At 46.2% G+C, this 12,314-nt stretch carries 16 protein-coding genes and 1 riboswitch; all 16 genes read right to left on the bottom strand.

Going from position 1 to position 12,314, the window contains the following annotated elements; all coding sequences use genetic code 11:
* Position 1: 1 nt before the first annotated feature.
* Entirely contained in the window at positions 2–376 is a 375-nt protein-coding gene (locus NTY76_07725; protein MCX5678973.1) for a response regulator, read from the bottom strand.
* Between the two features lie 65 nt (positions 377–441).
* Positions 442–1,104 (bottom strand): metallophosphoesterase, encoded by a 663-nt coding sequence (locus tag NTY76_07720; protein ID MCX5678972.1) that lies wholly within the window; start codon positions 1,102–1,104, stop codon positions 442–444.
* A 6-nt stretch (positions 1,105–1,110) separates the two neighbouring features.
* Complete coding sequence (locus NTY76_07715; GenBank protein MCX5678971.1) at positions 1,111–1,452, bottom strand: P-II family nitrogen regulator; 342 nt, start codon at positions 1,450–1,452, stop codon at positions 1,111–1,113.
* Positions 1,453–1,462: 10 nt separating this feature from the next.
* Entirely contained in the window at positions 1,463–2,701 is a 1,239-nt protein-coding gene (locus NTY76_07710; GenBank protein ID MCX5678970.1) for an ammonium transporter, read from the bottom strand.
* Positions 2,702–2,934: 233 nt separating this feature from the next.
* The gene (locus NTY76_07705) at positions 2,935–4,209 is read right to left on the bottom strand and encodes a hypothetical protein (GenBank protein MCX5678969.1); all 1,275 of its coding nucleotides are present in this window, start codon (positions 4,207–4,209) and stop codon (positions 2,935–2,937) included.
* 2 nt (positions 4,210–4,211) lie between these two features.
* Positions 4,212–4,895: a hypothetical protein gene (locus NTY76_07700; GenBank protein MCX5678968.1), complete on the bottom strand. Its 684-nt coding sequence runs from the start codon at positions 4,893–4,895 to the stop codon at positions 4,212–4,214.
* A 13-nt stretch (positions 4,896–4,908) separates the two neighbouring features.
* Positions 4,909–5,370: a prepilin-type N-terminal cleavage/methylation domain-containing protein gene (locus tag NTY76_07695; GenBank protein ID MCX5678967.1), complete on the bottom strand. Its 462-nt coding sequence runs from the start codon at positions 5,368–5,370 to the stop codon at positions 4,909–4,911.
* Positions 5,371–5,435: 65 nt separating this feature from the next.
* Positions 5,436–6,803 (bottom strand): peptide-modifying radical SAM enzyme CbpB, encoded by a 1,368-nt coding sequence (gene cbpB / locus NTY76_07690; protein ID MCX5678966.1) that lies wholly within the window; start codon positions 6,801–6,803, stop codon positions 5,436–5,438.
* A 4-nt stretch (positions 6,804–6,807) separates the two neighbouring features.
* Positions 6,808–6,942: a modified peptide precursor CbpA gene (gene cbpA, locus NTY76_07685; protein ID MCX5678965.1), complete on the bottom strand. Its 135-nt coding sequence runs from the start codon at positions 6,940–6,942 to the stop codon at positions 6,808–6,810.
* A 143-nt stretch (positions 6,943–7,085) separates the two neighbouring features.
* Positions 7,086–7,267, bottom strand: a riboswitch (cobalamin riboswitch).
* 12 nt (positions 7,268–7,279) lie between these two features.
* Positions 7,280–8,014 carry a pseudouridine synthase gene (locus NTY76_07680; protein ID MCX5678964.1) on the bottom strand — a complete coding sequence of 245 codons (735 nt, stop codon included), beginning with the start codon at positions 8,012–8,014 and terminating at the stop codon, positions 7,280–7,282.
* Positions 7,998–8,399: a hypothetical protein gene (locus NTY76_07675; GenBank protein ID MCX5678963.1), complete on the bottom strand. Its 402-nt coding sequence runs from the start codon at positions 8,397–8,399 to the stop codon at positions 7,998–8,000. The genes NTY76_07680 and NTY76_07675 overlap by 17 nt, the downstream gene beginning before the upstream one ends.
* 7 nt (positions 8,400–8,406) lie before the next feature.
* A complete protein-coding gene (locus tag NTY76_07670; GenBank protein MCX5678962.1) occupies positions 8,407–9,282 on the bottom strand; it encodes a cache domain-containing protein in 876 nt (291 codons plus the stop codon).
* Positions 9,283–9,299: 17 nt separating this feature from the next.
* Complete coding sequence (locus NTY76_07665; protein MCX5678961.1) at positions 9,300–9,641, bottom strand: hypothetical protein; 342 nt, start codon at positions 9,639–9,641, stop codon at positions 9,300–9,302.
* 41 nt (positions 9,642–9,682) lie between these two features.
* The gene (locus tag NTY76_07660) at positions 9,683–10,642 is read right to left on the bottom strand and encodes an acyl-CoA dehydratase activase (GenBank protein MCX5678960.1); all 960 of its coding nucleotides are present in this window, start codon (positions 10,640–10,642) and stop codon (positions 9,683–9,685) included.
* A complete protein-coding gene (locus NTY76_07655) occupies positions 10,639–11,595 on the bottom strand; it encodes an acyl-CoA dehydratase activase-related protein (protein MCX5678959.1) in 957 nt (318 codons plus the stop codon). Before NTY76_07655 ends, NTY76_07660 begins: the two co-directional genes overlap by 4 nt.
* 233 nt (positions 11,596–11,828) lie before the next feature.
* Positions 11,829–12,173: a hypothetical protein gene (locus tag NTY76_07650; protein ID MCX5678958.1), complete on the bottom strand. Its 345-nt coding sequence runs from the start codon at positions 12,171–12,173 to the stop codon at positions 11,829–11,831.
* Positions 12,174–12,314 lie beyond the last annotated feature (141 nt).

Raw genomic sequence — 12,314 nt, 5'->3', positions numbered from 1 at the left:
TTTATGACAGCTTTTTTTCAAGATATTCGATAAGTTTTTTTATGTTTACCGGTTTGGCTATAAAAGGATGCCCGCCTATGAAACCGCCTCCGGATTCCACTTCTTCTCCCGTCGCTACCGCGGTCAGAAATACCATTGGGATATTTTTAACACTTCTATCGTTTTCGATCCTTCTGGCTATTTCAGCGCCGTCTATATCACCCGGCATCATTATATCCAGCAATATCAGGTCCGGCCTGAATTCTCGAACGGCGGGAATTGCCAGCAACGCGTTATTTTCTGTCCGGACTTCGTAATTTCCTCTTTCCTCAAGAGTCGTCTTGATCAGTGCCGTGAAACCCTCTTCATCGTCAATAACCATTATCTTTTTCTTCATATATTCCCTCTATTCATATGGTACTACTACGGTGAAAATGTGTCAATAAGTTAAGGAAGAATCTATCACAATGCTGCCGGGGTTGATTGCCAGTATTCTTTCGTATCGACATCCATTATCGTTAATTTACCGCTCCATACGGCGCCGGTATCGATAGCCCACACATTGCAGAATTTCTGAGGGGTGTCTTTATTGAATATCAACGTCGGGGTGTGCCCGACAAATATTTCATCGTAACCGCCAAATTTAAATTCCGGGCAGGACTGATGTAATAATTTTGCCCTGCAGAGGAGCTCCCGATCCCAAAGTATCACATTCTTTGGGGTGCCTTCCAGCCCATTATCTACATCAAACCCGGCATGAAGGAACAGGCGGTTTTTGTCTAATAACCATAACGGCGCCTGGGCAAGTAACCGAATATGTTCCACAGGCATTCCACCGTCTTTATATGAAGCTATCGTATCAGAGCCGCCCTGCTCCAGCCATTCCCTGACAGATATACCTTTAATGGCCCAGTCCAGGGCCCACGCATCATGATTACCTAAAAGATAAGTGCGCTTTTGGATGCTCAATAATTCATCGATGCATTCTTTAACATGCGGCCCGCGATCGCAGACATCGCCAAGACAGATCAAATGATCCTTATTCTTGTTGAAATCCGCCTTTTTCAAGCATTGCAAAAACGCTTGATAGGCACCATGAATATCGCCTATAACAAAAGTGCGCATATGGTTCTACCCTATGGCTTCGCTGCCTTTTTCATTCGTTCGTATCCTTACGCATTCCTCAAGATCCAGCACAAATATCTTACCGTCGCCTATATTACCGGTCCTGGCGCCGCGCGTTATCGCCGCTATAGCCGGTTCGACAAATTTTTCGTTAACGGCGATCTCGATGCGGACCTTTTTAAGAAGGTTTCCCGTCTCTTTTCTCCCGCGGTATACTTCCGTCCGGCCCTTCTGCCTCCCGCACCCCAGAACATTGGAAACGGTCCTTAGATGGATCTCGCTCTTGTCAAGTTCCTGCATGACATCTTCAAGCTTATGCGGCTGAATTACGGCTATTATCAATTTCATATTTTTCTCCTTAGTCTAATAATGTGTATGCGCTCTCTTCGTGCTGAGTGATATCAAGGCCTATCACCTCTTCCTCGTCGCTCACCCTGAGCCCCATGGTGAGATCGAGTATTTTAAGCATCGCGAATGTCATGCCGACAGAGTAGATGATAACAATTAATGAGCCGAATGCCTGAATGCCAAGCTGTGGGACGTTCCCAAAGAACAGGCCGTTGTTGCCCGCGGGGTTTAATATCTTCTGAGCAAGGGCTCCCGTAAAGATAACGCCGACCAGCCCTCCGATGCCATGCACGCCAAACGCGTCAAGTGAGTCATCGTAAGAGAATTTAAGCTTCACCACGGCGACTGAAAAATAGCATATCAGGGAGGCCGCGATGCCGATGATAATAGCCGAAATCGGACTCACAAAGCCGGACGCGGGAGTTATGGTCGCCAGCCCCGCTACGGCGCCGGTAGCTCCACCGAGGAGGGTGGGTTTTCCGGTAATTTTCCATTCGATCAGCATCCAGGTAAGCGCGGCGGTAGCGGCGGCTGTATTGGTTACAACGAACGTTGTCGCCGCGACAGCATTTGCTCCCAGCGCGCTTCCGGCATTAAATCCGAACCAGCCGAACCATAGAAGCCCGGCGCCTATAATGGTCAATGGGAGATTATGCGGCGGCATGGGCTCCTTACCATACCCTCTTCTCGATCCCATATACAGCGCGCATACAAGCGCCGAAAAACCCGCTGTAACATGCACGACAAGCCCTCCGGCAAAATCCATTACGCCCATCTTGCCCAGCCATCCGCCGGCGCCCCAGATCCAGTGGCACACAGGATTATATACAAGGGTTGCCCACAATAAAGTGAAGACCACATATGTGGAAAATTTCATTCTTTCGGCAAATGCGCCTGTTATAAGCCCGGGGGTGATTACCGCGAACATCATTTGAAATGCCATAAAGAGAATGTGGGGAATGGTCGCGGCATAAGTGGCATTCGGGCTCGCGCCAACACCGTTCAGGCCAAACCATGACAGGTTCCCTATCAGGTGCCATTTGTCGGGCCCAAAGGATAGACTATACCCAAACAATATCCATTGCAAGCTTATTAGGCACAATACAAAAAAAGACTGCATCATGGTAGCAAGGACATTCTTCCTTCGCACCAGGCCGCCGTAAAAAAGCGCGAGGCCCGGGATAGTCATAAGCATTACGAGCGCGGTAGCTATCAGGACCCACGCCGTGTCACCGGAATTTATCATCATACCCTCCCTTTGTGGTTATTCAATTGTGTACACAATTGAATATAAATTGGACAAAAAAATAGCGCTCAATCTGGCTTATCTGCTTTGCCAAAGTGAACGCCTGCGTTCATTACGTATCTACCCGCACAACATAGTGCGGTATATTAAATTTGTTTTATTGTATCTTGGAGCTCTTCCCCTGTAAAGAGAATAATGCGCATCGAGAATCATCATGTTTATTGCGCAATATCAGCTTATTTTATATCCGCCCAGGAAGTCACTCCATTCGTCGCAAAAGATGGCGTCACGCTTGACAGGCTAGTATCATAATGTACCACCGCTTGGCCGCTATCGACATCGGAGCCGCAAAAAATAGAGCCATAAAAATTCTCCTGTCCGCTCAGGGTAATAGTAGCGGAAGGGGCATATATGGCTCCGGTAACAGCGGCCTGACCCGATAAACTGACAGTAGAACCTGTAGAGTAGATTTGCATATCTTTCGGCTGCCCGCTATTTACAATTCCCTGCCCGGAAATATTTATACTGCCGCCATCCACATATATAACTGAGGGCCCTGTAACATTAATCTGCGCCTGGCCGCTCGTGCTTATCGCTGTAAAATAATATGTGCCGCCGGGTATTGTCATTACATCCTGGCCGCTTACGGAAAGATTGTTTCCTCCGGTGTAAGGCGTTGTAGTGCCGTTATGAGTAATGGTGATACCGCTGTTGCTATTGCTTGTTTTTGTAGCGGCAATGGTCGAAGCCAGGGCTGAAGTCATAGCCGCATCAACTGTTATCGGGGTCGACATGGTTCCGTATTTACCCGATATATAAGTCGAAGGCGAGGGGCTGGCCGGAAATGGATGGCCGGATCCTGGAGTCGCGTCTCCATTGATATATACTTCTCCGCTCAGGGTTATCGAACCGTTAGACGCCATACTGCCTTTTTGTCCGATATTTCTGGACCCACCCGATAATATACAATTATAGGCCCCTTTCGAAGAATCATAGCTATCCGCTTTGGCCTGACCGCTCATCGTAATATTATGAAGGCTGGAGACAGCGTGTGTAAAAGCGCCCCATTTTTTGTATGTAGCCCCCAACGTTCTTTTTGCGCTATATGATGAGTAATTTGGCACATACCCATTAGCGGAGATAACGGCAGCCGTCCCATCGGCGGAAATTGAAATGCTTGCGTCGTATTCCCCTATGTTAAGATAGACGCTTCCGACATGCGCCTTAAGAAACTGGTGAGGAAGGGTGTATAGTGTATTACCTGGGTGGGACGGATCCGGCGAAGGAGTCCAGCCGGTAAGATTATTATTTAAGTAATGCCAAATTGCCCGCTCTAATCCTACTTCTCCCAAATCGAAGGCAGCGGTCGAATTATAAAATTTTGCCGCAAGCCCATATTCGGTGACAAGCCTGGCCATGCAGGCTGATACCAGTATAAGCAATATGGCTACTATTAAAAGAGAGGTAACTAATATAAAGCCGTCCGGATTTTTATGTTTATTGGAATTCATATTTATTTATTACGCATCCTGACTACCGCTGTCGGGATCATCTGCGCCGTGTTCGTTCCCGATCCGCTTAAAGAAAGCATTTTTTCATTAATCGGCAAAGAGATACCTATGGTATTGACATCCGACAGATATGTAACATGTGATAACGTTGTGCCACCGACGCTTCCGGAGCTGAAAGTCAGTAAGTTTCCGGAATTAGTGCCGCAATGGTGGGCTACGGCGCGATTTTCATTTACCCTGCCGTTTTTATGATAATACGAGTCTCCGGCGGTAGTGAACTTCCCGTCTATTTGGACAATTCTGTACAGATCGTAGCTTTGCAGATTATTATTATAGATCAATGTATAAATTATATAATCGTAATAAAGATTTGTGTCTGAGGTTATAGAGTTTATAGTGATCGGTGGGTTCGAGTTATCTATAGAAGGGACCTGAAGAACGATGGTATTGTCGGTGGTCGTATAAGAACCATAGTTCGTCACTACTTGCGCCGCGCACCTGATATCTCTTACCATGTGGTCCACCGCGATTCTTGAACTTGAATAAACGTCCAGATAAGCGCTGTCCGTTACGAAAGTCCGCCAATACATCGTGTACAAAGAAACAGCGGCTAATAATATGATAGAAGCGATAAATGCCGCTATCTGAATCTCAACCATTGTAAATCCGCTCTTTCGTTTATTCAAATTTTCCTCGTTTTCACCACTTATCGATGCCCTGATAAGTTATCAGAGTTACCAGGCTTTTTGACAATATTCTCCCTGAGGCAGAATTCCAGGTCGCGGTAACTGAAACTTTTTTAATATTTGCGTCGCCGCTAAAATTATCAACCGCGTTTGCGCATCCGTCAACCAATACTGTGCAGACGGGGCTTTTATTTGCCAGATATTTAAAGCCGGAGGGGCACATAGGATCCGCCGCGTTATATCCTGAACATGTATACGCGGCGATATTGTTAAAAGGCAGGGCCCTGATTTTATCGATTTCTTCCTGAACCGCTAAGGTAGCCACCAGCGTTTCGCTCAGCTTATTAATAGTGCCAAACTCTCCGAAAAAAACAGCCCCTACGGTAAATAGGCCTACACTTAAAATGATGACGCCTATTAAAACCTCAAGAAGGGCAAAGCCTTTTTTGTTTAGTAAGTAGAAGTGACTCATCATTCCCAAGAATACTGCCAATTTTCAAAATATGCAAGATAAATTTCGATGGGTTATGCTTAATGCGGCTATGTGACATTAAAGATTTCTTTGGTGCCCCTATCCCAGCCATCCCATAGAAAAGCTTCATGCCTGTTATCCGCTATGAGCCGAAATGCAAAACGGGTCTGTTCTTCATAGAATTCGCAGAACGAACCCGTTTTATTCATTCCGCCGTTCATTTCATACGCTTCGGCGGGACAGGGCGAGCCGCAAAAATGCCGGATAGCGCATCGGCGGCATGGTTCGATCTTCTCTACTTTTCTTTCTGTAACCAGCTTAAATGGATCACTTTTTAAAATATTTTTTACACTATCCTTAAAAATATTGCCGCCTTTAAAACGTTTCAACCCGATAAATTCGCTGCAGGGAAATATGTCGCCGTTTGGCACTAAGGCAAAAAAGCTTCTTCCTCCCCCACACGGCGAGATATCGCACATCAATCTGCGAGCTGTTGGGGCAAGGATGCTTATCAGTATATTGGCAAAGTTAGCCACCACAAGCTTGCGGCCGCTCTCTTTATAAAGTCTATGGCTCGTCTCGAGAGCTTTAATAAAATATCGCGCGGCAAGCGCATCCGCAGGTTTAATTTTTCGAGCGGAAGGAAGAGTACATCGAACAACATTTAAAAGACAGGTGGGAACTTCGTTCTTATGTAAAAAAGCTGTAAGACCGGGAAGGGAGCGCACATTTTCAGTTGTGATCGTGCATATCGCGCTCCATGCATCATAACCCCTGAGCAACTTCATCGCCTCTATAACGCTGTGAAATACACCTTCGCCGGACCAGCTCGCCCTGGTCCTGTTAACTGTTTCGGCCGTCGGGCCATCAAGTGAGATACCGATGCTTACTTTGTTGGATTTCAAAAACGAAACCATTTCGGCATCCAATAAAACGGTGTTCGTTTGTATGCCAAACATAAAGTCCCCGCTAAACTTTTCGATAGCGGCTCTCAATGCCTTTTTATTCAGCAGAGGTTCGGCTCCGTGAAATATTATTTTAGGTAATGAGGCATTACCGGCCGACGTTTTAAAGTATGCTTTCAATAATTGAAGGGCATCGATCACGGTCTTTTCGGACATGTGCCTGCCATTGCGGCGCATATGTTCGGGAATATAACAATAGCGGCAATTAAGATTACATCTTTCGGTAATATTAAAATATACCGCGGACGGTCTCAGACCAAAACGGAGACGATCCATCTCCGCGCGAAAACTTTCCCTTTTCTTACGGTAGGCCCTCAACAGTTCACTGTCACGCATAATATCAGATAGTTTACCGCGTTCAACCAATGACCAAAATGCGGTATCGGGATCTATGAGCCCAATATAACGCGGATGGCCTATCTCTATCGGCTGGAATGCCGGGCCGTCCCCTGAATTGACAAAACGATCCATTACCTTATTTGGTCTTCTTGTCCATCAGAACGTAATGCGACAAACCTGTCCCGTCGGCCGTGCAAGTTTTCCGGCTCGCGATAATATCATTTCTATTTTTTTTCGTCCCGCCCTTATTGCTTTTTCTGTTCCTATTCATACGTCCTCCAAGTTTATTCAGCCGTATTACAGGCTAAGTGCCGATGTCTCTGACATCGGCCTTTTTGGTTTATTGAATATAAAAATAAAAAAGGACTCTGACAAAGCGTCTATACGCTTCGCCAAAATCCTTTGCCGTTGGATTCGGTTTTCTACAGCTTTAGCAGGTCTTCTGGCTTACGGTTCTTTCCAGATGCGCATGCCTTCCCTCTAACATTAGTTAAAAGTGGCTAGCTATTATTGCTATGCGCATCGTACCGATTACAGCGGTGGGTCCGCCACGGATTTACGCCGTGTTCCGGGATGCTAAAACTTCATTAGTTATAACATTGTGCTCATTATAAATCAATATAAATTAAGAATGCCCTGATCTCTTCCGGCGTCAGGTGGCGAAACTCACCCGGCTGCATGTCTCCAAGCTTCAGGGCACCGAAGGCAATGCGCTTAAGACTCGTCACCTCATGGCCGATAGATTCAAATATCCTTCGGATCTCTCTGTTTTTCCCTTCAGTTAATTCCATGATCAGATGGGACTCTCTATTGCTGGATTTACGCAGGGTTAGCTTTAACGGTTTTAAAAATTCGCCGCGGTCCCAAACACCCTCGATAAGTTTACGGACTTCCGCGTCCGTGACCTTACCCTTAACGGATACCGCATAGACGCGCACAATAGCATTGGCGGGGTCGGCCAAATAAGCTGAAAGCTTCGTATCATTGGTCAACAGTAGCAGCCCGGTAGTAGCCATATCCAGACGGCCCACCGGATGAAGAGATTGCAGCTCTTCGGGTAGCAGATTAAAAATCGTGCGGCGGCCATGCTCATCAGACCGAGTCGTCACAACGGATCTCGGCTTATACAGCAGGATCGTCTCCCGGGTCTTTTTCCGCGCTTCCTTTCCGTCCAAAGTAATTTTATCTTTCCCGGGAAGAACAATGCGAAGAGGGTCTTTAACCGTCTTTCCATTAACTTTTAGCCGCCCCTCCAGGATCCATTCCCGGGTCTGACTGCGAGAAGCCACGCCCATTTTCGACAAAGCGCGTTCTAAAGCAAATTTATTAATTGCGGAGCTCATTTTTAATAAAGCACTCTTTGACGGTCTGTCTGGTGAGAAACAGCACTATGAAACCATGGTATGCTATCGAGATGTAATTTTTTAAACTGGCCGGAGGAAATGTCATTATCTCCCCATTTAAGTGTAGTAGATCTGCGAAAATCATTATCTTGATAAGAATGATATATCCGGAGAAGAAGATTAATAAATTTCTCGCCCAGTGTTTATAATTGAAAAGCCCCATCCCGATAACGCTGGATGCCACGCCTGCCAGGAAAACGAATATAAATACATTAAGCGGCTTTCTCGATATCGCAAGTAACCCGTATATCGTGATACCGCATATGGTGAAGGCGCCTATTGACAATTCTATAACAGCGATCGTCCTTATGAGTTTTTTTATCATCTTCCATTTATTCCAGATACGCGCCGCATCCTACTATAAATGTCTCATCGCCGTACTTTACTTTTTTCACATAGGTGCGCTTTTCAGAAGGCACGTCGCTTCCCGGTTTTGGCCAGAAATATTTTATCCATCCCTCACCGTCTTTAAGCGCCAGGTTTATATAATCGCGCACCAGGTATTTGCCGTTAACGTCTTTAAAATCCATGATATTCTTCCCCTCGATACCGGGAAAGCCGCCGTTCACCAGCTCTGTGCCGTCCGGCGCATCCACAAATATGTATGTATCGAAGAAAACGAACGGCCCTGTCTTATCGCGCAATACGTCGAACGCAGCCCCTCCTTTTTGCTCGATAAGCGCCGCCGCATCGTTCACTTCGTCCACGATAAATTCCTCTTCCATTTTCATGTTATATATGCCGCAGCCGACAATATACGTCTTCCCGGACGGCGCGGTCACCCTTCTGACGAAAGTGCTCTTCCATGTGGGGAATATCCCGTTGGGCCTCGGCCACATATAATGCACCCAGCCCACGCCGTCTTTATCGGAAGTCGTTTCTATAAACATCTTTGTTATCGGCCTGCCGACCATATCTTTAAGATTTATCTGATTCTTTCCTTCAAGCGCGGGGTCCGGATGAATGACCATATTTCCGTCTGTGTCGAGAACGAATATATATGTATCGCCTACTTCCCACCTCTCCACTTCTTTCTTGAATTCAGGAAAAGCGCTTTCCCCTTTCTCCTGGAGGAGCTTAACGGCATCCGCTACCACCCGCTCAACATGACCTGCGGTCAGTTTCGGGGCGTCCGCGGCACAGGATAAGCCGGCAAAAATTAAGCCGGCAAAAAGAACCGCCCCGGCAATAAACACGCTTCTATTCATCTGGTATCTCCTTATCATCATTTAGTAACCGTGATCGATAATGCTTCCGGGGTGCCAACTTTATCGGCATATTGGACATTTACAGGGCAACCCATAGTAAGATCGAAAATGCTTATGTCACTGCCTAAACGCTTTATTTTCGTATTGGGCCCGACGAAGAGAGTGACATCGCTATATTTGATAACCGGAGCGAGCATGAGTGACTTCACGGTAACGGTGGATTTGAATGTATCTATCGCGTATATCTTGCCTTCCACGGCGCGTATGTTTTGTTGGGCAAGACTATCTTTAGGGCAGGAGGGAGAAAATATCAATATTCCGAACGTCAGGATTAAAATAACTATACAGCCTCTGAGCATTTCTCACCTCGGTAATTTTTATAATTATACCATAAACCAGTTTATGCTGAAAGCGCGCTGTTATGTTTCCCGCATCTGGAGCCAAAACAGCCGACGCTTTTCTCTTCAACATTAACCCTGGTTATCTCACACTGGTTTGGGCAGTCTTCGCATAAAAAGAAGCCGGCCCTTACTTCTTTGTCGAGCAGGCCAAAGCCTTTAAACGCCGATTCTTTTATGCCGCTCCTTAGAGCCAGAAGCGCCATAGCTACGCATCCGGTGATCCGGTGTTCTTCAGGTACGGTTATCCTGGTCTTGAGCGCCGCCTCAAATGCGCGAACTACACCTATATTCGACGCTACGCCTCCGACGAAAATAACGGGATCGGGCATTTCTCTGTTGCGCGCCACATTATTTATAAAATTTCGCGCCAGGCCTTCGCAAAGGCCGTTTATTATATCTTCCTTTCGACAGCCAAGCGCCGCCTTATGTATCATATCGCTTTCCGAGAATACTGTGCACTTCGAAGCGATGTTTACCCTGACTGTCGATCGAAGGGCGTAGTTTCCAAATTCCTCTATCGGGATGCCAAGCCGTATTGCCTGCGAGGCAAGGAACGATCCGGTGCCCGCCGCGCATAACGTATTAAGGTTATGCCAGGTAGGTATGCCGTCCTTAAGGAGTATAACCTTTGAATCTTGCCCGCCGATTTCTATTACGGTAGCTATGCGCGGATCGTAATGTAAAGCGGCCACGGTTTGCGCAGTAACCTCATTTTTTATTACGTCCGCCCCCAGAACAAGCGCTGCCAGCTTTCTGCTGCTTCCGGTGATACCTATGCCGCATATTTGCGCCGAATGTTTTTCAACAGTATTTTTTATCTCTGCCGCCGCTTTGCACAGAGCTTCAAGGGGCGCGCCGGCAGTTTCCACATATACGCTTCCCATCAGGGCCTTCTCTTCATTCAATACAGCCATCTTGACGGAGACAGACCCTATATCCACTCCGAGGAAGAATTTCATATTAAAGCCTTTCTCATCTTAAGCATGTCAACGAATGATTCGACTCTGGTCTGAAAATGCGTCTCCAGGGTGGACTCATCGATGCTAAGGCATAGTATCGGCATATCGTAATCGCGGCTTATGCGGTCCACTATCGGCTCGATGACTGTTTCGGGATTACACGCGAACGGTTTAAGCATTATCGCGCCGTCGTAACCCTCCTCGGCATATTTTATCAGCTTGACCAGATTCTCATTGGCATGCCCTCCTATCCGGACCGGAAAATATTTCTTTGCCAACCTGGAATATTTAGAAATATTACTGACGCCGAACATGTCCTGAAAAAGCATCGAGACATTATTGGAAAGACATAACCATCTGTCCACAAAGACGCCTAATGCCTGAAGTTTTTTTACTATATCCATATTGACCGTATTTTCATTGCAGACATACACCTCGCCCGCTATCCCTATCTTTATATCCGCATTCTTGTTAATCGAGCCCTCGATCTTATCGAGCTCTTTCACTTTTTTAAAAAACCTATACATCTCCTTTGTGAGTTTAAAAACAGATAATCCCGGGATGAGCCGTTTAGCGTCGCGCACGAATTTAATAGGTTTACGTATACATATGGGAGCCATCGCGGCTTTATAGCCATGTGCCTTCATGATCTCAGCCTGTACGATGTTATAGCAGCGTAAAATGCACCAGCCTTCCGAATTGGCCATGACGACAGACTCGGCGCCCAGCTCCGACGCCTCTATCAGTGTGCCAAGCGTGATTTTGAATGGATAGCATACTTCCGAAGGAGAATAGAGCGTTCCCAGCTCCGTAGTGCGTTTTGTTATGGGAGGAGGTATTATGACGTTCGCACCCAATCTTGTAAACAGCTCTGAGAGGAGCGGCGTATATTTTCCATACCTAGGGAACGACATCGTGGGTTTTTTGGAACGTTGATTTTTCATGGGTTTCATATGGGTATTCAAATGTCATTGTGAAGCAATTTTTTTGATTATACCATAAATTTTGGGAACAAAAAAGACCTCTCAACTTTAGAGGTCTTTTTATGATTTTGAAATATTACTTTTTGATATTTAACTTTGGTCAACGTAACAGATTAGCCATCAGGTTTATCTACAACGTAGGGGACGTTCTTACCTACCGACAGGTAGGTAAGAACGTCCTCTACGATTGTGATATATTTTCTTTATCTTACAACTTTTATTGACTGCGCATCGTTTGCTGAAGATGTTTCTATTTTAACCTTATCTCCTACCTTTAATTTATTTAAGGTAATGACATCCAAGGTGTGCGCGAGAATCTTTGCGGTCGCTTTTACCGTAAAGGTGGTAGTTTTCCCCGTCTCGTCTGCAACGGTTATGACTCCTGCGGTGACGCCTTTCGCAGGATCTGCCACCGTAACATCGACTATTTTACCTACAACCGTGCTTGCCTTTTCCGCAACAGATTTTTTCTCTGGGGTCGCCGTCTGCGCAAAAATCGCAGGGCTGACGAATGCAAGCGCCAGCAAAACAATTGCTATCTTTTTCATTACTGCCCTCCTTGTTTTTACCGTCTCCGGCACATAGCCCTCTTTACGGCCCGACCGATGATAAATCGTACCACTTTGGCATAAATAGGTCAATCCTAAAAGATAATATGCTAATGCCTGCTCCATTAACGCGAAGTGAGG

Source organism: Candidatus Omnitrophota bacterium (genome assembly GCA_026387175.1).
Taxonomy (GTDB): Bacteria; Omnitrophota; Gorgyraeia; order 2-01-FULL-45-10; family 2-01-FULL-45-10; genus CAIMPC01.
This window is presented reverse-complemented; position numbering and strand designations above follow the sequence as displayed.